We start from the raw sequence: 18,981 nt of genomic DNA, 5'->3' as shown, positions 1-18,981 counted from the left end.
GAGGTCGGGGACCTTTCGGGTCAGGGTCGCGGCCGGGGGGACGGTGCGGGCGGGGACGGGACGAGGGGGCGGAAGGCGCGTGGCCGAGGCCTCAGGAGCGTACTTCCAGCAGCGGCACGAGTTGCTCGGCCGCGGTCATCGAACCGTGCATGCCCACCATGGCAGACTCGTTCGGCTCGTTGACGGAGGCCGTGATGGCGAGGTCGTCCTGGGCCGCGGCGACGACGTCGCCGATGCGCCCGCGGACCCGCGCGTCGACCTGGTCTCCGAACCAGCCGAGCGCGATCGCCTCGTCCCGGCCCGCCACCCAGAACCGGTCGCCGAGGACCTCGCTCCAGCAGGTGAGGACGTCGGACTCGGCCCCGGGGACCGCGTAGACGTGCCGGGCGCGGCCCTCGCCGCCGAGGAGGGCGACGCCGGCGCGCAGCTCCCAGTCCTCGTCGAAGTCGATCCGGTGGTCCTCGTCGAAGGGGATGTCGACCATGCCGTGGTCCGCCGTGACGTAGAGCGCGGAGCGCGGCGGCAGCTGCTCGGCGAGGCGCTGGACGAGTCGGTCGACGAACATCAGCTGGCCGCGCCAGGCGTCGGAGTCGATGCCGAAGCGGTGTCCGGCGCCGTCGAGCTCGCTGTAGTACGTGTAGACGAGGGAGCGGTCGCCGGCGGCCAGCTGCTCGGCGGCGAAGTCCATCCGCTCCTCGCCGGAGAGCCTGCCGTGAAACGTTCCGCCGCTCAGCGCGATCTTGGTGAGCGGGGTGTCCTGGAATATCGGCGAGGAGACCTGCGCGGTGTGGATCCCGGCCTCGTGGGCGAGCTGGAAGACCGTGGGGTACGGCTGCCAGACGCGCGGTGGGGTCCAGGGCTTCCAGCGGAGCTGGTTCATCAGCTCGCCGGTCTGCGGGTTGCGCACGGTGTAGCCGGGGAGCCCGTGCTCGCCGGGGGCGCGGCCGGTGCCGACCGAGGCGAGCGAGGTCGCCGTGGTGGCCGGGAACCCCGCGGTGAGCGGGCGGCCGGTGCCGCCGCGCGAGCTGCCGAGCAGCGAGGTGAGGTACGGGGCCTCGTCCGGGTGGGCCTTGATCTGCTCCCAGCCGAGTCCGTCGATGAGGAAGACGCAGTTGCGGTCGGCCGGGGCGAGCTCGGCGATCCGCGGCTCGCAGCCGGGCACGCCCTGTCCGGAGACCAGCGTGGGCAGCAGGTCGGCGAGGGAGCCGCTGCCGTACTCGGGGAGCGGCGCGGTGGCGGGGTCGAGCGGGACGGGTTCGTCCGGCCACCCCTGGGCGACGGCGGTGGGCTGGACCATCAGCGGCTGACCGCGGTGTCCGCGGTGGCTTCGGAGAGCGCCTGGGCGAAGGCGAGCGTCTGGCGGACGGTGTCCGGGCCGTCACCGGCGTCGCTGACGCGCAGGCTGAGGTCGTCGGCGGTGGAGTTGCCGGTGTAGCCGTGGTCGGCGTCGCAGTTGGGGTCGCCGCAGGCGGCGGGCTCCAGGTCGATGCGGGAGACGGCGCCCCAGCCGATGGTCAGGACGACCTCGCGGGGCAGGGTCCCCGGGGTGTACGACTCCGGGTTGGCGACGACGCGGCTGACGACGATCGAGGAGATCCGGTCCAGCTTGACCGACTCGGTGGACGTCGTGGCGTACGGCGTCGGGGAGCTGGTGTCGGCGGCCTGCTCGTCGGTGTGGCTGACGATGAAGCGGTTGGCCGTCAGGACGAGGACGGTGACGTGGCGGCGGACCTCGTTCGCGTCGAAGGTGGTCTCCTGGTGGACCACGTACGACGAGACCGCCTCGCCGCCGACGGCGGACTCCACCGCCTCGGCCACGAGGGCCGGGTAGTAGCCGCTGCGCTCGATCGCCGCGCGCAGCCCCTGGGTCGTCGTACCGGTCTTTGCCATGGACTCCATCCTACGGGGCTGCGGGCCCCCTTCCCGCCCTCCCGCGGGGCTCGTCGGCTCACTCATGTCACTGGTAGCTCGGGAGGCGCCGCGGGCCGAGGTCGGTACGGGGCGGGGGCGGGGCGAGGCGGACGGTGGCGCCGAGGACGGAGACGCCGCGGGTGGCGACGACGACGGGTTCGAGGGAGATGGCGACGACCTCGGGGTGGTCGTCGACCAGCCGGGAGACCCGCAGCAGCAGCTCTTCGAGGGCGGGGGTGTCGACGGGGGCGGAGCCGCGCCAGCCGAAGAGGAGCGGGGCGGTGCGGATCGAGCGGACGAGGTCGGCGGCGTCCCGGTCGGTGGCGGGGACCAGCCGGTGGGACATGTCACCGAGCAGTTCGGAGGCGGCTCCGGCGAGACCGAAGGAGAGGACGGCGCCGACGGCGGGGTCGATCGCGGCGCGCACGACGGTGTCGACACCGCGCGGGACCATGGCCTGGACGACCGGCTGGAGCTCCTCGGGCTTGCCGAGGGTCTCGGTGATCTCGGCGTACGCGGTGCGGAGCTGTTCCTCGGTCGCCAGGTCGAGCCGTACGCCGCCGAGGTCGGGGCGGTGGCGCAGGTGCGGCGCCGTGGTCTTGAGGGCGACGGGGAAGCCGAGCCGGGCGGCGGCGAGGACGGCCTCGTCGGGGGTGGGCGCGGGCAGGGTGGGCAGGACGCCGATCCCGTACCGCCCGAGCAGCTCCCCCGTCTCCTCGACGCCGAGGGTCACCCCGCGCGGGTCGGCGCCCCCCTCGCCGAGCACCCGTCCGATGAGGCGGGCGGCCCCGGTCTCGTCGATGGTGTCGAACTCGGGCACCCGTCCGGGGTCGGCGGCGGTCTGCCGACGCCACTGCGCGTACCGCACGGACTCCGCGAGCGCCCGCACGGCCCGTTCGGCGGCGGGGTAGGAGGGGATGGCGCGGGCGGCGGGCGGCTCGCCCTGCTCGGTCCGCGCCTCCGGGGCGGCCGGTTCCGGCGGTGCGGAGGCCGGGGCCCCGGGCGGCGACGGGTGCTCCGCCTCGGGCGACCCGGAGGGCGGTGCGGTCCGGCCGGGCGGGCGGGTGCGGGTCGCCTCCGCCAGGGCCTCGGCCAGGGCGCCCATCTCGACGTGGACGACGACGACCGGCTTGGCCGCGCCCGGGGCGCCGGCGACGGCGGAGCGGAGGGCGGCGGCGAGGACCTCGCCGTCGCCGGACTCGGTCGCCCCGTTCTCCCCGACCCAGGGGATCGCGGTGACGACCACCGCGTCGCAGGCGTCGTCCGCGAGGGCGGCGGCGAGCGCGGTGCGGAAGTCGGCGGGAGTGGCGCCGGTCGTCAGGTCGAGGGGGCGCAGCGGGCGCAGCCCCTCGGTGAGGCAGGCGTCGTAGGTGAGCAGCCCGAGGGACTCGGAGTTGCCGAGGATGGCGACGCGGGGGCCGGCGGGCAGGGGCTGGTCCGCGAGGAGGAGGCCCGCGTCGACCAGCTCGGTGACGGTGTCGACCCGGATGACGCCGGCCTGCCGCAGCAGCTCGGAGACGGTGGCGTGCGGGATGCGGGTGACGGGGACGCGGTGGCCGGGCGGGGCGCTGCCGCTGTGCCGGGCGCCCTTGACGACCACGACCGGCTTGACCGCGGCGGTGCGGCGGGCGAGCCGGGTGAACTTCCGCGGGTTGCCGATCGACTCCAGGTAGAGGAGGACGACGTCGGTCGCCGGGTCGTCGTACCAGTGCTGGAGGAGGTCGTTGCCGGAGACGTCCGCCCGGTTGCCCGCGGAGAGGAAGTTGGAGAGTCCGGCGCCGCGCCGGTGCAGTCCGGCGAGGAGGGCGATGCCGATGGCGCCGGACTGGGTGAAGAGGCCGATGCGGCCGGCGGCCGGCATCTGGGGGGCCAGCGAGGCGTTCAGCCGTACGGACTCGGCCGTATTGATGATCCCGAAGGCGTTGGGGCCGATGATCCGCATGCCGTACGAGCGGGCCTGGCGCACCAGTGCGCGCTGGCGCTCGCGTCCCCGGGTCCCGCTCTCCGCGTATCCGGCCGAGAGCACGACGAGGCCCCGCACCCCGTGTTCGCCGCAGTCGGCGACGGCTTCGGGGACCCGCTCGGCGGGGACGGCGACGACGGCGAGGTCGACGTCCTCGCCGATGTCGGCGACGCTCCGGAAGGCGGGAACGCCCTCCAGCTCGTGCCGCCCTTCCCCCAGGGCGCTGTTCACGGCGTGGACCCGCCCGGTGTAGCCGGCGTCGAGGAGGTTGCGGAGCACGGCCCTGCCGACCCCGCCGGGGGCGCGACTCACGCCGATCACGGCGACGGAGCCGGGTGCGAGGAGCCGCTGCACGGAGCGGGCCTCGGCGCGCTGTTCGCGGGCGCGCTGGACGGCGAGGGAGCGGTCGGTGGGCTCCAGGTCGAGGTGGAGGCGGACGGAGCCGTCCTCGAAGCTGCGCTTCTGGGTGTAGCCGGCGTCCGTGAACACCTTGATCATCTTGGTGTTCGCGGGCAGCACCTCGGCGACGAACCGCCGGATGCCCCGCTCCCGCGCGACCGCCGCGATGTGTTCGAGGAGCGCGGACGCGACCCCGCGCCCCTGGTGGGCGTCCTGGACCAGGAAGGCGACCTCGGCCTCGTCGGCCGGGGCGGAGGCGGGGCGCCCGAGGGCGTTGATGCGGTCGTAGCGCACGGTGGCGATGAAGTCCCCGCCCACCGTGGCGGCGAGCCCCACCCGGTCGACGAAGTCGTGGTGGGTGAAGCGGTGCACGTCCTTGGCGGACAGCCGGGGGTAGGGGGCGAAGAAGCGGTAGTACTTCGACTCGTCCGAGACCTGCTCGTAGAAGCTGACCAGCCGCTCGGCGTCGTCCGCGGTGATGGGCCGGATGCGCGCGGTGCCGCCGTCACGGAGGACCACGTCCGCTTCCCAGTGGTCGGGATACGCGTGTTCCGGCTGTTCGGACTGTTCCGACGCGCTCTGCATGGGGCAAGAGTACGGCCGGGGTCCGACAGCGGCACCGGTCGCGCGGCGGGTGGCCGCCGGGCAAGGTAGGGAGGGCCTGACGGCCGCCCCCAAAGGGGCCGAAGGTCGGTACGAGCACGTCGCCGCCCGTGAGAGACTGGTCTAGACAACCGCTGAAAGTTGAAGGGCAACCACCATGGCTGAGCGCCGCGTCAACGTCGGCTGGGCCGAGGGCCTGCACGCCCGTCCCGCCTCCATCTTCGTCCGTGCCGCCACGGCCGCCGGCGTCCCCGTGACGATCGCCAAGGCCGACGGCAACCCGGTCAACGCCGCGTCCATGCTCGCGGTCCTCGGCCTGGGTGCCCAGGGCGGCGAGGAGATCGTGCTCGCTTCGGACGCCGACGGCGCCGAGGCCGCGCTCGACCGCCTCGCGAAGCTGGTCGCCGAGGGTCTCGAGGAGCTCCCCGAGACCGTCTGACCCGTCTCCTCCCCGACGACGGATCGCGAAGGGCCGCACCTGCCGGAATTCCGGCGGATGCGGCCTTTTCTGCGATACGACCCATCGACCGGAATCAAGCAGCCGGAATTCGCGCGCACGCGGTTCGGGCGCGCGAATAGGGCGGCGCGAATCGGGCAGTGCGAATAGGCGGCGTGAATCGATCAGCCGCCCGCATTGTCTTCCTCTTGTATACGGCGCCCGCGTTAATTCCGTGGACCCGCGGTGTTTACGACGTGTTGCGAAACCCTCACACGTGCCCGCTCCGTTCGCCGCGGCCGGTGCAGCGGCAGGGAACGCTCCACGTGCAGGGCGGTCAGGGCGCGGGCCCGTTCGGCGTCCCCGCGCGCGACGGCGTCGACTATGGCCCCGTGCTCGGCCCAGACCTCCACGGGGTGCTCGGCGGGCTCGACCGCGTACATCCAGGCGATCTTGTGCCGCAGCTGGGTGAGGAGCGTGGTGAGCGGCGGACTGCCGGAGGCCTGGGCCAGCGTCTCGTGGAACCAGGCGCCGAGCGAGCGCAGGTCGTCGCCCTGGCCGCGCTTGGCCCGCTCCTGGCCCAGCCGGACCAGCCCGCGCAGCACCTTGAGGTGGGCCTCGGTGCGGCGCTGGGCGGCGCGGGCGGCCCCCAGGGGCTCCAGCAGGGTCCGGACGTCGAGCAGGTCGGCCGCCTCCTGCTCGGTGGGCTCGGCGACATGGGCACCGGCGTGCCGGCGGGTGACCACGAAGCCCTCGGACTCCAGGGTGCGCAGCGCCTCGCGGACCGGGACCCGGGAGACCCCGTAGCGGCGGGCGAGTTGCTCCTCCGTCAGCCGGGCGCCCCGCTCGAAGACGCCGGAGACGATGTCGTCCCGGATCGCCGTGCATACCGAGTGCGCGGGAACACGCATGGCCGACCTCCGTATTTGATCCGCGCGAAACCCCGTCGAGTGGCGCCCGTCCTGCGACTCTCGCGAACTCTATTGCAGGACGCCGGAATTTCCGATGCCACCCGGTAATTCGGGCAAGAAAAAGAAGCCCCGGCTCGTTCGAGCCGGGGCTTCTTCACAGAATTCACACGTCAGACGTGGACCCCGCGCGCACGGAGGTAGGTGATCGGGTTGATGTCCGAGCCGTACTCGGCACTCGTGCGGGCCTCGAAGTGGAGGTGCGGGCCGGTCGAGTTGCCGGAGGAGCCGGAGACGCCGATCTGCTCGCCGGGGGTGACCGTCTGGCCGACGGAGACGCCGATCGAGGAGAGGTGGCCGTACTGGGTGTACGTACCGTCGTTCATCTTGATGACGATGTTGTTGCCGTAGGCGCCGCCCCAGCCGGCCTCGACGACGGTGCCGGAGCCCACGGAGACGACCCGGGAGCCGTAGGAGGCGTGGAAGTCGATGCCGGAGTGGTGGCCGGAGGACCAGAGCGATCCGCCGGTCTTGTAGCCGGTGCTCACGTACGAGCCGGAGACGGGGAGCTGGAAGGCGCTCAGGCGCTTGCGCTCGGCCTCGCGGGCGGCGCGCTCCTTGGCGGCGCGGAGCTCCTTGGCGCGGGCCTCGGCCTTGCGCTTCGCCTCGGCGGCGGCCTTGGCCCGGGCGGCGGTCTCGACCGCTTCCTTCTCCTGGGCGGCGGCCTGGGCGTCGACCCGGTCGGCGAGGGACTCCGCGGTGATCACCTGGGTGAGGCCGGTGTCCTCGGGGGAGACGGGCTCCGTGTCGGCGGCGAGCGCCGGGGAGGCCAGGGTGCCGATGACGCCGGTCGTCGCGAGGGTCGCCACTCCGGCGATGCCCACTCCGCGGCGCGCCAGACGGCTCGGTCCACGATGCTTCCCGGTGGCACGGGTGAACGCCATGTAGTGGCTGATCCTTTCCTTCCCTCTCGCCTACCGGGTTAGCTGACGGGTTCGGAGCAGGAAGGTCTCCTACGGGCCCCTCCGCTCGCTGAGCGAAGGCGTCCGATTCACCCCAGGGACTGCGATGGGTCCCCGGCTCCCCAGGCTCGCGCCTTGCGGGGACTCGGCGATGACTGTCCGTTGCCACGGATGCGGCGTCGTACTGCGGACGAACAGTCGGATCGAAGCTAGGCCGATCTTCTGTCAATCGCCAAACAGACGCGCTCTTTTGTAAGACATGCCACAGGGCAGAAGATCACACTTCTTATCAATACGGACAAATGGGAGGACCCCGACGAACCAGGTCGTCGGGGTCCCCGAACCGGTGTGACAGCGGCTCAATCAGCCGGTCACGACCGTCACTTCACCGATGCCGAGGGCCCGCACCGGCTCCTCGATCTGCGCCGCGTCACCGACGAGCACGGTGACGAGCCGGTCCACCGGGAAGGCGTTGACCACGGCCGCGGTCGCCTCCACCGTGCCGGTCTCGGCGAGCCGCGCGTACAACTGCGCCTGGTAGTCGTCCGCGAGGTGCTGCTCGACCTGGTCGGCCAGCGTGCCCGCGACGGAGGCGGCCGTCTCGTACTTGAGCGGCGCGACGCCCACCAGGTTCTGCACGGCCACGTCGCGCTCGGCGTCCGTCAGACCGTCGGCGGCGAGGGTGCGGAGCACCTTCCACAGGTCGTCAAGAGCCGGGCCCGTGTTGGGGGTGTCGACCGAGCCGCTGATGGCGAGCAGCGACGCTCCGTTGCCCTCGCCGTCGGAGCGCAGCACCTGCCCGAAGGAGCGCACGCCGTACGTGTAGCCCTTCTCCTCGCGCAGGACGCGGTCCAGACGGGAGGTGAGCGTGCCGCCGAGGCAGTACGTGCCGAGCACCTGAGCCGGCCACACGCGGTCGTGGCGGTCGGAGCCGACGCGGCCGATGAGCAGCTGCGTCTGGACGGCGCCGGGGCGGTCCACGATGACGACCCGGCCGGTGTCGTCGGCCGAGAACGGCGGCATGGGCCGCCGGTCGGCCGCGGTGCCCGTCCAGGCGCCCAGCGTCTCGGCGAGCACCTTGTCGAGATCGACGTCGGTGAGGTCGCCGACGACCACGGCGGTGGCCGTGGCGGGCCGCACGTGCGCGTCGAAGAAGGCGCGGACGGCGGCGGCGTCGATCGCGGCGACGGTCTCCTCGGTGCCCTGGCGCGGCCGGGAGACGCGCGCGGAGGCCGGGAACAGCTCCTTGGAGAGCTGCTTGGCCGCGCGGCGGGCCGGGTTGGCCGACTCGTGCGGGATCTCGTCCAGCCGGTTGCGCACCAGCCGCTCGACCTCGGACTCGTCGAACGCGGGGGCGATCAGCGCCTCGGAGAGCAGGCCGAGCGCCTTGGGCAGCCGGGAGACCGGGACCTCCAGGGAGACCCGTACGCCCGGGTGGTCGGCGGCGGCGTCGAGGGTGGCGCCGCAGCGCTCCAGCTCGGCGGCGAACTCCTCGGCGGTGTGCTGGTCGGTGCCCTCGGACAGGGCGCGGGCCATGATGGTGGCCACGCCGTCCAGGCCCTCGGGCTCGGCGTCCAGCGGGGCGTCGAGGGAGATCTCGACGGCCACCACCTGCTGACCGGGACGGTGGCAGCGCAGCACGGTCAGCCCGTTGTCCAGGGCGCCGCGCTCCGGGGCGGGGAAGGCCCAGGGCGTGGCCTCGCCCGGCTTGGGCTGCGGGTGGAAGGTCATGCTCGTCAAAGACGCGGCCGTGTCGGTCACTGGTCCGCTCCCTCTTCCTCGTCGCTGTCGGCGTCGGCGCCCACCGGTTCGTAGACCAGCACGGCGCGGTTGTCCGGGCGCAGCGTGGCCTTGGCGACCTCCTGCACCTCCTCGGCGCTGATGTCGAGGACCCGGTGCACGGCGGTCAGCGCGAGCTGCGGGTCACCGAACAGCACGGCGAACCGGCACAGTTCGTCGGCGCGGCCCGCGACCGTGCCGAGGCGGTCCAGCCACTCGCGCTCCAACTGTGCCTGCGCGCGCTCCATCTCCTCGGGCGTCGGGCCCTCGGCGGCGAAGCGGGCCAGCTCGTCGTCGACGGCCGACTCGATCCGCGGCACCTCGACGCCGCCGGAGGTCTTGACGTCCAGCCAGCCCAGCGAGGGCGCGCCGGCCAGCCGCAGCAGCCCGAAGCCGGCCGCGACGGCGGTGCGGTCGCGGCGGACCAGCCGGTTGTGGAGACGGGAGGACTCGCCGCCGCCGAGGATCGTCAGGGCGAGGTCGGCGGCGTCACACGCGCGCGTGCCGTCGTGCGGCAGCCGGTAGGCGGCCATCAGCGCACGCGCCGGGACCTCCTCCTCGATGACCTCGCGCAGCTGCTCGCCGATCACCTCGGGCAGCTCGCCGGAGCGCGGCTCGGGCTTGCCGTCGTGGCCCGGGATCGAGCCGAAGTACTTCTCGACCCAGGCGAGCGTCTTCTCGGGGTCGATGTCGCCGACGACCGAGAGCACCGCGTTGTTCGGCGCGTAGTACGTACGGAAGAAGTTCCGCGCGTCTTCCAGGGTGGCGGCGTCCAGGTCGGCCATGGAGCCGATCGGGGTGTGGTGGTACGGGTGGCCCTCGGGGTACGCGAGGGCGGTGAGGCGCTCGAAGGCGGTGCCGTACGGCACGTTGTCGTACCGCTGGCGGCGCTCGTTCTTGACGACGTCGCGCTGGTTCTCCATGGACTCGTCGTCCAGGGCGGCGAGCAGCGAGCCCATCCGGTCGGCCTCCAGCCAGAGCGCGAGCTCCAGCTGGTGGGCCGGCATGGTCTCGAAGTAGTTGGTGCGCTCGAAGCTGGTGGTGCCGTTGAGCGAGCCGCCGGCGCCCTGCACCAGCTCGAAGTGGCCGTTGCCGTGGACCTGCTTCGAGCCCTGGAACATCAGGTGCTCGAAGAGGTGGGCGAGACCGGTGCGGCCCGCGACCTCGTGGCGCGAGCCGACGTCGTACCAGAGGCAGACCGCGGCGACCGGGGTCAGGTGGTCCTCCGAGAGCACCACGCGCAGGCCGTTGGCCAGCCGGTGCTCGGTCGCTGTCAGGCCGCCGGAGCCGGCCTCGGCCGTGGCCGTGTGACCCATGGGCATGTACGTCCCTTCGATCGCGATGTGGAAAAGTCCTGCCACTGTATGCAAGCGCGCCGACACCTCGCGAAGTTCCCGTCCCGTCCCGACGTCCCTCTTCCGGGTCGTGAGGGGGGCGCGCCGGTGACCCCGCAGGTCGTCAGACCCGGGTCGCGGTCCCGCTTGTCAGTGGGACGGTCCACAATGGTCCGCGTCAGATCAACCTTGTTGGTGAAGGAGCCGCAGCCGCGATGGCCCGCCGCAGCACGAAGACACCGCCGCCGGACGACGCGTTCGAAGAGCGAATCCTTGACATCGACGTAGTCGACGAGATGCAGGGCTCGTTCCTCGAGTACGCGTATTCGGTGATCTACTCGCGCGCGCTGCCCGACGCCCGCGACGGCATGAAGCCCGTGCAGCGCCGGATCGTCTACCAGATGAGCGAGATGGGCCTGCGACCCGAGCGCGGGTTCGTCAAGTGCGCCCGTGTCGTCGGCGAGGTCATGGGCAAGCTGCACCCGCACGGCGACGCGTCGATCTACGACGCGATGGTGCGCATGGCGCAGCCCTTCTCCATGCGCCTCCCGCTGGTCGACGGCCACGGCAACTTCGGCTCCCTCGGCAACGACGACCCGCCGGCCGCCATGCGGTACACGGAGTCGCGGATGGCGCCGGCCGCGCTGCTGATGACGGAGTCCATCGACGAGGACACCGTCGACTTCGCGCCGAACTACGACGGCCAGGAGCGGGAGCCGGTCGCGCTCCCCGCCGCCTATCCGAACCTGCTGGTCAACGGCGCCTCCGGCATCGCGGTCGGCATGGCGACCAACATGCCGCCGCACAACCTGGGCGAGGTCATCGCGGCCGCCCGCCATCTGATCCGCTACCCGAACGCGGACCTGGAGGCGCTGATGCGCTTCGTGCCGGGTCCCGACCTGCCGACCGGCGGCCGGATCGTCGGCCTCTCCGGCGTCAAGGACGCGTACGAGACGGGCCGCGGCACCTTCAAGATCCGCGCGACCACGAGCGTGGAGACCGTGACGGCCCGCCGCAAGGGCATCGTCGTCACCGAACTGCCCTTCAGCGTCGGCCCGGAGAAGGTGATCTCCAAGATCAAGGACCTGGTCGGCTCCAAGAAGCTGCAGGGCATCGCCGACGTCAAGGACCTCACCGACCGCAGCCACGGCCTGCGCCTGGTCATCGAGATCAAGAACGGCTTCGTGCCGGAGGCGGTCCTGGAGCAGCTCTACAAGCTGACGCCGATGGAGGAGTCCTTCGGCATCAACAACGTGGCCCTGGTCGACGGCCAGCCGCTCACCCTCGGCCTCAAGGAGCTCCTGGAGGTCTACCTCGACCACCGCTTCGAGGTGGTCCGGCGCCGCTCCGAGTTCCGCCGCGGCAAGAAGCGCGACCGGCTGCACCTGGTCGAGGGCCTGCTCGTCGCGCTCCTCGACATCGACGAGGTCATCCGGCTGATCCGGGAGAGCGAGAACTCGGCGCAGGCCAAGGAGCGCCTGATCGAGCGCTTCTCCCTGAGCGAGATCCAGACGCAGTACATCCTGGACACCCCGCTGCGCCGGCTCACCAAGTTCGACCGGCTGGAGCTGGAGACCGAGCGCGACCGGCTCACCGGCGAGATCGACGAACTGACCGGGATCCTGGATTCCGACGCCGAGCTGCGCAAGCTGGTCTCGGCGGAACTGGCGGCGGTCGCGAAGAAGTTCGCCACCGACCGGCGCACGGTCCTGCTGGAGTCCGCGGGCGCCCCCGTCGCGACCGTGGCCCTGCAGGTCGCGGACGACCCGTGCCGGGTGCTGCTGTCCTCCACGGGCCTGCTCGCCCGGACGGCCACGGCCGAGGTACCGCCGGCCGACCCGGAGGCCAAGCGCGTCAAGCACGACGCGATCGTCTCCTCGGTGACGGCCACCCAGCGCGGCGAGGTCGGCGCGGTGACCTCGGGCGGGCGGCTGCTGCGGATCGCGGTGATCGACCTCCCGCAGCTCCCCGACACGGCGGCCGCGCCGAACCTGTCGGGCGGAGCACCGCTCACCGAGTTCCTCTCCCTGGAGGCGGACGAGACGGTGGTCTGCCTGACCACCCTGGCGGAGACCTCCCCAGGCCTCGCGATCGGCACGCTGCAGGGCGTGGTCAAGCGCGTGGTCCCGGACTATCCGGCCAACAAGGACGAGCTGGAGGTCATCGGCCTCAAGGACGGTGACCGCATCGTCGGCGCGACGGAGCTGCGGACCGGCGAGGAGGACCTGGTCTTCATCACCTCCGACGCCCAGCTGCTGCGCTACCCGGCCTCGCAGGTGCGGCCGCAGGGCCGCCCCGCGGGCGGCATGGCCGGCATCAAGCTGACGGCGGGCGCCGAGGTCATCTCCTTCACCGCCGTGGACCCGGCGGCGGACGCGGTGGTGTTCACGGTCGCCGGCTCCACGGGCACGCTGGACGCCTCGGCCGGTACGTCGGCGAAGCTCACTCCGTTCGACCAGTACCCGCGCAAGGGCCGCGCGACGGGCGGGGTGCGCTGCCAGCGCTTCCTGAAGGGCGAGGACGTGCTCGTCCTGGCCTGGGCGGGCGCCGTCCCGGCGCACGCCGCCCAGAAGAACGGCCTTCCGTCCGAGCTCCCGGACCCGGACCCGCGCCGCGACGGCTCGGGCACCCCGCTGGCGAAGCCGGTCGAGATCGTGGCGGGGCCGATCGGCTAGGCCGGTCCCGGACCCGTACGAAAGCCCCCTGCCCCGCGCCGTCGCGCGGGGCAGGGGGCTTTCTGCGCTGCCTCCGCCTAGGCCGGGTGGGGCACGGTGGGGGCGTAGACGGCCTCGATCCCGGCGACGATCAGGCGCAGCCCTTCCTCGAAGCCGTCGTCGTAGTCGGCGAAGAGCTCCGCGCCGGCCGCCGCCGCGAGCGGGTAGTCCGCGAGCCGCTCGGCGCGCCGCTCCACGTCGAAGCCCTCGCGGGGCTGCCCCTGTACCGGCTCGGTGCCCTGCTCCTCGGTGACGAAGCCGAGCGTGTACATGTACGCCGTGGTGCTGGCCCGCACCGCCTGGTGCAACGAGAAGCCGGCGTCGACGAGCGAGCCCAGCTGGAGCTCCATGTCCGCGGCGAAGTCGGTCCCGGTGAAGCGGGCCCCGCTGTAGACCTTGGCGCCGTCGCGGTAGCGCAGCAGTCCGGCGCGCAGACCCCGGTTGACGGCGAGGATCCGCTCCTGCCAGGTGAGGTCGCCGGGCGGGCGCGTCTCGGGGTCCTCGACCATCTGCCGGTACATCACGGTCGCCATCTCGTCGAGCAGCGCCTGCTTGTTCTTGAAGTGCCAATAGAGCGCGGGCGCCTGGACGTTCAGCTCCTGGGCGATCGCGCGCAGCGTCAGCCCGTCGAGTCCGCGCTCGTTCAGGAGGCTCAGCGCGGTCTCCGCCACCGATGCGGGGTCCAGCCGGGTCGTCTTCTTGGTCGCCACTCGGTCACGGTATCCCCTTGACAGCTTAACGGCGTTAAGGGGATGCTTCCGATGTCGGGACTTAACGCCGTTAAGGGCGTGGGCATCGGAGGCAGCGGCATGGAAACCATCGAGACCGTGGAGACGGAGAGGACCGAGGGGGCCGTGGAGACGGACGTCGTCATCGTCGGAGCGGGACCCACCGGGCTGGTGCTCGCGATCGACCTCGCCCGCCGGGGCGTGCGCGCCCTGCTCGTCGAGAAGGCGGACCGGCTCTTCCCCGGCTCGCGCGGCAAGGGAATCCAGCCGCGCAGCCAGGAGGTGCTCGACGACCTCGGCGCCCTGCCCGGGATCCTGGCGGCGGGCTCGCCCTACCCGAGGATGCGCGCCTGGGAGGGCGCCGAGCGGCAGGGCGAGTGGGACATGATGGCGCGCTCCGAGCCGACCGAGCAGGTGCCGTACGCCAACATCCTGCTCATCCCACAGTCACGCACCCAGGAGGTGCTGTACGCACGCCTCCGCGAGCTCGGAGGCGACGTCCGCTTCGGGGCGGCCCTCACCGGGTTCCGCCAGTCCGAGGAGGCCGTCGCGGCGGAGCTGTCCACCGGCGAGACGGTGCGGGCCGCCTATCTCGTGGCGGCCGACGGCGGACGCTCCACCGTCCGCAGGGCGCTCGGCATCGGGATGACGGGCGAGACCGTCGACCCGCGCCCGATGCTCGTCGCGGACGTCCGCCTCTCGCCCGACGCGATCGTGGACCGCGACAACTGGCACGTCTGGCCGAAGGCACCGGGCGGGGCCGTGGCTCTGTGCCCGCTGCCCGGGGGCGACCACTTCCAGCTCATCGCGGCCTTCGAGGACGAGGCCGCCGCCGTGGACACCGCTCCCCGCGCGGTGCGCGAGCTCCTCGCCGACCGCACGCCGCTCGCCGCGACGGACGTCGTCGAGGTGCTGTGGGCCTCCGACTTCCGCGCCCGCGCGGCGATGGCCGACCGGTTCCGGGACGGCCGGGTCATCCTCGCGGGCGACGCGGCGCATGTGCACTCCCCCGCGGGCGGCCAGGGCCTCAACACCAGCATCCAGGACGCGTACAACCTCGGCTGGAAGCTGGGACGGGTGCTGCGGCACGGAGCACCCGCCGCGCTGCTCGACTCGTACGAGGCGGAGCGGCTGCCCGTCGCCGCCGAGGTCCTCGGCATCAGCACCCGCCTGCACCGGGCGAGCTCCGAGGGCGCGGACACCCAGCGCGGCGAAGAGGTCCAGCAGCTGGGGCTCGGCTACCGGGACTCGCCACTCACCGTGGAGACCAGGACCGGGCTCGCCGACAGTGCCCTGCGCGCCGGGGACCGGGCGCCCGACGGCCCGTGCGGCGCCGGCCGGCTCTTCGACGTCTTCCGGGGCCCGCACCTCACGCTGCTCGCGGTCGGCGTCCCGCTGCCGCCCCTGGCCGACGGCTCGGTGCGCACGGCCCGCCTCGCCGCGTACGAGCCGTACGGCACGGGTCTCTTCCTGATCCGCCCGGACGGGTACGTCGGCTGGGCCGGCTCCGACGGCGACGGCCTCGCCGGCTACCTCGCCGCCTTCGGCGCCGCGCACCCGCCGGCGGGGGGCTAGGGGGTGTCCCCGGGCTCGTCCTCGCTGCCCGGGACGTACCGCAGGACGCCCCACATGGCGTGGTCGTCGGGGGTGTCCCCCGGACCGTTCTGCTCGCACTCGGCGAGCTCCTTGCGGAGGGCGGCCGCGTCGACGCCGGTGCCGATGAGGACCAGCTGGGTCAGCCGTTCCTCTCCGGCCGGCCACGGCTCCGGCCGGAAGCGCAGGAAGCGGCCGACCGCGTGGACGCCGTAGCGGTTGGCCGGGTCGGCGGTGCCGAAGTCGACGAAGCCCTTGAGGCGGTAGAGGCCCTCGGGACGTCCGTCGAGGAAGGACATCAGCCGGCGCGGGTGCAGCGGCGTCGCCGTGCTCAGGGAGACCGTGTCGTAGGCGGCGTGCGGGTGGGCGTGCCCGGCCCCCTCGTCCTCGGGTCCGTACAGGATGTCCTCGATGGACATCTGGCCCTCGATCTCGTCCTCGGGCACGACCCGGTCGAAGAGCAGCTCGGGGTCGATCCGCCCGTGCGCGGCCTCGATCACCGCGGCCCTCGGGGCGAGTGCGGCGACCGTCTCACGGACGCCGGTGAGTTCCTCCGCCGGGACCCGGTCGGCCTTGTTGACGACGACCAGGTCGGCCACGGCGAGGTGCCGGTCGGTCTCCGGGTGCCGGGCGCGCGTGGCGGCGAACTCGGCGGCGTCGACCACCTCGATCAGCCCGCCGTACACGATCCGCTCGTTCTCGCTGGCCAGCAGCATGCGGACCAGCTCCTGCGGCTCCGCGAGCCCGCTGGCCTCGATCACGATGACGTCCAGACGGACCTCCGGGCGGGTGAGCACCTCCAGGTACTCGTCGAGCTCGCTCGCGTCCACCGCACAGCACAGACAGCCGTTGCCCAGGGAGACGGTGGAGCCGACCTGGCCTGCGACGGTCATGGCGTCGATGCCGATGTCGCCGAAGTCGTTGACCATGACCCCGATCCGCGTCCCGCGCGCGCTGCGCAGCAGATGGTTGAGCAGGGTGGTCTTCCCCGCCCCGAGAAACCCTGCCAGGACGACGACGGGGATCTGCTGGGTGGTCAAGGGTGCTGTCCTCCGGGCCTGCGGTGCCCGCACGGGTCGTCGGAGCCCGCGCGCGAAGCCTCCAGGATAGGCAGGCCCTGCCCCGGATCCGGGCAGCGGCATTTCCGGCGGGCGCCCTCGTCCCCGTACCGTTTCCGGCATGAGCCCCGCAGTCGCCTTCCCCGGACCCCGTCCGGGGGGACCCCCCGCGCGGCCGCCCGCCCGCCGGCGCAGGTTCGGGTGGCCGCGGCGGATGTTCTCGCAGGTCCTGCTGATGCAGCTGGCCATCGCCACCGGCGTGACCGTGCTGGCCACCGGCCTCTTCCTGGCCCCGCTGAGCGCCCAGCTCGACGACCAGGCGATGCGCCGCGCCCTCGCCATCGCCCAGACCACGGCCTCCTCGCGGATGGCCGCCGACCTGGCGACCACCCGGCCCTCCGCACAGGGCCCGGTGCAGGCGGAGGCGGAGCGGATCCGGCGGTCCACGGGCGCCGAGTACGTGGTGGTGATGGACACGCACGGGGTCCGCTGGTCCCACACCGACCCCGTCCAGATCGGCCGGATCGTCTCCACCGACCCCAGCGAGGCGCTCGCGGGCCACCAGGTGATGGAGATCGACAGCGGCACCCTGGGCCGCTCCGCGCGCGGCAAGGCGCCGCTGCGGGACGCCCGGGGCGAGATCGTCGGCGCGGTGTCCGTCGGCATCGAGTACGACAGCGTCCGCGACCGGCTCCTGGCCGCGATCCCCGGCCTCCTCGCGTACGCCGGGGGTGCCCTCGCGGCGGGCGCGCTCGCCGCCTATCTGATCTCCCGCAGGCTCCAGCGGCAGACCCATGACCTCGCCTTCTCCGACATCTCGGCCCTGCTCGCCGAGCGCGAGGCGATGCTGCACGGCATCCGCGAGGGCGTGGTGGCCCTCGACCGCACGGGCAGGATCCGGCTCATGAACGACGAGGCCCAGCGGCTGCTCGGCCTCGGGCCCGAGGCGACCGGACACCCGCTGGACGAGGTGCTGGGCTCCGGCCGTACCGCGGACGTGCTCGCGGGGCGCGCCACCGGCGAGGACCTGGTGACGGTGCGCGGCAGCCGGGTGCTGATCGCCAACCGGATGCCCACCCACGACGGCGGCGCGGTCGCCACGCTGCGCGACCGCACCGAGCTGGAGCGGCTGGGCCGAGAGCTGGACTCGACGCGCGGTCTGATCGACGCCCTGCGCGCCCAGGACCACGAGCACGCCAACCGGCTGCACACGCTGCTCGGCCTGCTGGAACTGGAGATGTACGAGGAGGCGGCCGACTTCGTCAACGAGGTGGTCGGGGTGCACCGCACCACCGCCGAGCAGGTCACCGAGAAGGTGCGCGACCCGCTGGTCGCCGCGCTGCTCGTCGGCAAGGCGACCGTCGCCGCCGAGCGGGGCGTGTCGCTGCGCATCACCCCTGGCTCGCTGCTCCCGGACCGCCTGGTCGACCCGCGCGAGCTGGTCACCGTCGTCGGCAACCTCGTCGACAACGCCCTGGACGCCGCCTCCGGCACGGCCCACGCCGCCGTGGACGTGGATCTGCGGGCCGAGGGCGGCACGGTCGTCCTGCGGGTCACGGACAGCGGCCCCGGCGTCCCGGCCGACCGGCGCGAGCTGATCTTCACCGAGGGCTGGACCACCAAGGAGCCTCCGGCGCACGGCAAGCGGGGCCTGGGCCTCGCCCTGGTGCGCCGGCTCGCGGAGCGCCGGGGCGGCGACGCCCGGGTCGGCGCCGGCGCGGACGGGGGCGCGGAGTTCACCGTCGTCCTGCCCGAGGCGCTGCGCGAGGCAGAGCCGCTGCTGCCCGCGCCCTCCGGGGAGCCCACCGGGGAGCCCTCGCCCCACTCCTTCGGGGAGGCGCGGTGATCGGCGTCCTGGTCGTCGACGACGACACGCGGGTGGCGCGGATCAACGCCGCCTACGTGGCCAAGGTGCCCGGCTTCGAGGTGGTCGCCGTCGCCCACTCGGCGGCGGAGGCCCTGGCCCGGCTCGCCGAGGCCGAGGCCCCGGTGGACCTGATCCTCCTGGACCACTACCTGCCCGACGGCAACGGCCTCGCGGTCGTGCGGGAGCTGCGCGCCCTCGGGCACCAGAGCGACGTGATCATGGTGACCGCGGCGCGCGACGTGGCGACGGTCCAGGCGGCGATGCGGCACGGGGCGCTGCAGTACCTGGTCAAGCCGTTCAGCTTCGCGGGGCTGCGGGCCAAGCTGGAGGCGTACGCGGCGCTGCGGCGGGCCCTGGAGGGCGGCGGGGAGGCCGAGCAGGCCGAAGTGGACCGGATCTTCGCGGCGCTCTCGGCGGGCACGGTCGCCCCCGAGCTGCCGAAGGGCCATTCCCCCACGACGGCCGAGCTGGTCCGGCAGGTGCTGCTCGCGGCGGAGGGCGCGCTGTCGACGCAGGAGATCGCCGAGCGGGCCGGGGTGAGCCGGCAGACCGCCCAGCGCTACCTGAAGCTGCTGGAGCGGACCGGCCGGGTACGGCTCTCCCTGAAGTACGGGGAGACGGGCCGCCCCGAGCACCGCTACGAGTGGGCCGCCTCCGCGACGCGCTGAGCGGCACGGACCCGGGGCGGAGGCGGGGCCGTACGGATCGAGCGGCGGAGTCGCGCGT

14 protein-coding genes and 1 riboswitch are annotated in these 18,981 nt (G+C 73.3%); of the genes, 5 read left to right on the top strand and 9 right to left on the bottom strand.

What is annotated here, in order from left to right; genetic code table 11:
* Window positions 1–91 precede the first annotated feature (91 nt).
* From OG309_RS28250 to OG309_RS28240, 3 genes are all read right to left on the bottom strand, one after another.
* The gene (locus OG309_RS28250; protein WP_329424959.1) at window positions 92–1,297 is read right to left on the bottom strand and encodes an alkaline phosphatase family protein; all 1,206 of its coding nucleotides are present in this window, start codon (window positions 1,295–1,297) and stop codon (window positions 92–94) included.
* Window positions 1,297–1,890, bottom strand: coding sequence for a DUF5998 family protein (locus OG309_RS28245; protein WP_329424957.1), 594 nt, complete (start codon window positions 1,888–1,890; stop codon window positions 1,297–1,299). Before OG309_RS28245 ends, OG309_RS28250 begins: the two co-directional genes overlap by 1 nt.
* Window positions 1,891–1,957: 67 nt before the next feature.
* Entirely contained in the window at window positions 1,958–4,858 is a 2,901-nt protein-coding gene (locus OG309_RS28240) for a bifunctional acetate--CoA ligase family protein/GNAT family N-acetyltransferase (RefSeq protein ID WP_329424955.1), read from the bottom strand.
* A 175-nt stretch (window positions 4,859–5,033) separates the two neighbouring features.
* On the opposite strand from OG309_RS28240, the gene OG309_RS28235 reads away from it, so the two are divergent.
* Window positions 5,034–5,315 (top strand): HPr family phosphocarrier protein, encoded by a 282-nt coding sequence (locus OG309_RS28235; RefSeq protein WP_046910823.1) that lies wholly within the window; start codon window positions 5,034–5,036, stop codon window positions 5,313–5,315.
* A gap of 224 nt (window positions 5,316–5,539) precedes the next feature.
* Here the strand turns inward: OG309_RS28235 and OG309_RS28230 are convergent, their stop codons facing one another.
* The 4 genes from OG309_RS28230 to OG309_RS28215 all read right to left on the bottom strand — a co-directional run bounded on the left by OG309_RS28230 (window position 5,540) and on the right by OG309_RS28215 (window position 10,283).
* Window positions 5,540–6,223: a GntR family transcriptional regulator gene (locus OG309_RS28230; protein WP_329424953.1), complete on the bottom strand. Its 684-nt coding sequence runs from the start codon at window positions 6,221–6,223 to the stop codon at window positions 5,540–5,542.
* A gap of 170 nt (window positions 6,224–6,393) precedes the next feature.
* The gene (locus OG309_RS28225; protein ID WP_329424951.1) at window positions 6,394–7,164 is read right to left on the bottom strand and encodes a M23 family metallopeptidase; all 771 of its coding nucleotides are present in this window, start codon (window positions 7,162–7,164) and stop codon (window positions 6,394–6,396) included.
* Window positions 7,165–7,176: 12 nt separating this feature from the next.
* Window positions 7,177–7,343, bottom strand: a riboswitch (cyclic di-AMP (ydaO/yuaA leader).
* Window positions 7,344–7,545: 202 nt separating this feature from the next.
* A complete protein-coding gene (locus OG309_RS28220; RefSeq protein ID WP_329428583.1) occupies window positions 7,546–8,913 on the bottom strand; it encodes a M16 family metallopeptidase in 1,368 nt (455 codons plus the stop codon).
* Between the two features lie 26 nt (window positions 8,914–8,939).
* Window positions 8,940–10,283, bottom strand: a complete 1,344-nt coding sequence (locus tag OG309_RS28215; RefSeq protein ID WP_329424949.1) for a M16 family metallopeptidase — start codon at window positions 10,281–10,283, stop codon at window positions 8,940–8,942.
* Between the two features lie 227 nt (window positions 10,284–10,510).
* Here OG309_RS28215 and OG309_RS28210 point away from each other — a divergent pair, with 227 nt between their 5' ends.
* A complete protein-coding gene (locus OG309_RS28210) occupies window positions 10,511–12,970 on the top strand; it encodes a DNA gyrase/topoisomerase IV subunit A (RefSeq protein ID WP_329424947.1) in 2,460 nt (819 codons plus the stop codon).
* 77 nt (window positions 12,971–13,047) lie between these two features.
* On the opposite strand, the gene OG309_RS28205 is transcribed toward OG309_RS28210, so the two are convergent.
* Entirely contained in the window at window positions 13,048–13,719 is a 672-nt protein-coding gene (locus OG309_RS28205; RefSeq protein WP_329424945.1) for a TetR/AcrR family transcriptional regulator C-terminal domain-containing protein, read from the bottom strand.
* 99 nt (window positions 13,720–13,818) lie between these two features.
* Here OG309_RS28205 and OG309_RS28200 point away from each other — a divergent pair, with 99 nt between their 5' ends.
* Entirely contained in the window at window positions 13,819–15,312 is a 1,494-nt protein-coding gene (locus tag OG309_RS28200; protein WP_329424942.1) for an FAD-dependent monooxygenase, read from the top strand.
* Here OG309_RS28200 and OG309_RS28195 read toward each other — a convergent pair.
* A complete protein-coding gene (locus OG309_RS28195; protein WP_329424940.1) occupies window positions 15,309–16,370 on the bottom strand; it encodes a CobW family GTP-binding protein in 1,062 nt (353 codons plus the stop codon). The two genes, OG309_RS28200 and OG309_RS28195, sit on opposite strands and share 4 nt — an antisense overlap.
* Window positions 16,371–16,509: 139 nt before the next feature.
* Between OG309_RS28195 and OG309_RS28190 the strand changes: the two genes are divergently transcribed.
* Both OG309_RS28190 and OG309_RS28185 read left to right on the top strand, forming a co-directional pair.
* Window positions 16,510–18,234 carry a sensor histidine kinase gene (locus tag OG309_RS28190; RefSeq protein WP_443067598.1) on the top strand — a complete coding sequence of 575 codons (1,725 nt, stop codon included), beginning with the start codon at window positions 16,510–16,512 and terminating at the stop codon, window positions 18,232–18,234.
* Window positions 18,231–18,923, top strand: coding sequence for a DUF7342 family protein (locus OG309_RS28185; RefSeq protein WP_329424936.1), 693 nt, complete (start codon window positions 18,231–18,233; stop codon window positions 18,921–18,923). The genes OG309_RS28190 and OG309_RS28185 overlap by 4 nt, the downstream gene beginning before the upstream one ends.
* The last annotated feature ends 58 nt before the right edge of the window (window positions 18,924–18,981 follow it).

The sequence above is a fragment of the Streptomyces sp. NBC_01268 genome, from assembly GCF_036240795.1.
Classification (GTDB): domain Bacteria; phylum Actinomycetota; class Actinomycetes; order Streptomycetales; family Streptomycetaceae; genus Streptomyces.
Note: the sequence above shows the minus strand (reverse complement) of the source record. Positions and strands in the feature narration are given on the sequence as shown.

Coding starts and splice junctions, on each gene's coding strand:
- OG309_RS28250 (WP_329424959.1), bottom strand. CDS start 1,297: ATGGTCCAGCCCACCGCCGTCGCCCAGGGGTGGCCGGACGAACCCGTC.
- OG309_RS28245 (WP_329424957.1), bottom strand. CDS start 1,890: ATGGCAAAGACCGGTACGACGACCCAGGGGCTGCGCGCGGCGATCGAG.
- OG309_RS28240 (WP_329424955.1), bottom strand. CDS start 4,858: ATGCAGAGCGCGTCGGAACAGTCCGAACAGCCGGAACACGCGTATCCC.
- OG309_RS28235 (WP_046910823.1), top strand. CDS start 5,034: ATGGCTGAGCGCCGCGTCAACGTCGGCTGGGCCGAGGGCCTGCACGCC.
- OG309_RS28230 (WP_329424953.1), bottom strand. CDS start 6,223: ATGCGTGTTCCCGCGCACTCGGTATGCACGGCGATCCGGGACGACATC.
- OG309_RS28225 (WP_329424951.1), bottom strand. CDS start 7,164: ATGGCGTTCACCCGTGCCACCGGGAAGCATCGTGGACCGAGCCGTCTG.
- OG309_RS28220 (WP_329428583.1), bottom strand. CDS start 8,913: ATGACCTTCCACCCGCAGCCCAAGCCGGGCGAGGCCACGCCCTGGGCC.
- OG309_RS28215 (WP_329424949.1), bottom strand. CDS start 10,283: ATGCCCATGGGTCACACGGCCACGGCCGAGGCCGGCTCCGGCGGCCTG.
- OG309_RS28210 (WP_329424947.1), top strand. CDS start 10,511: ATGGCCCGCCGCAGCACGAAGACACCGCCGCCGGACGACGCGTTCGAA.
- OG309_RS28200 (WP_329424942.1), top strand. CDS start 13,819: ATGGAAACCATCGAGACCGTGGAGACGGAGAGGACCGAGGGGGCCGTG.
- OG309_RS28190 (WP_443067598.1), top strand. CDS start 16,510: ATGAGCCCCGCAGTCGCCTTCCCCGGACCCCGTCCGGGGGGACCCCCC.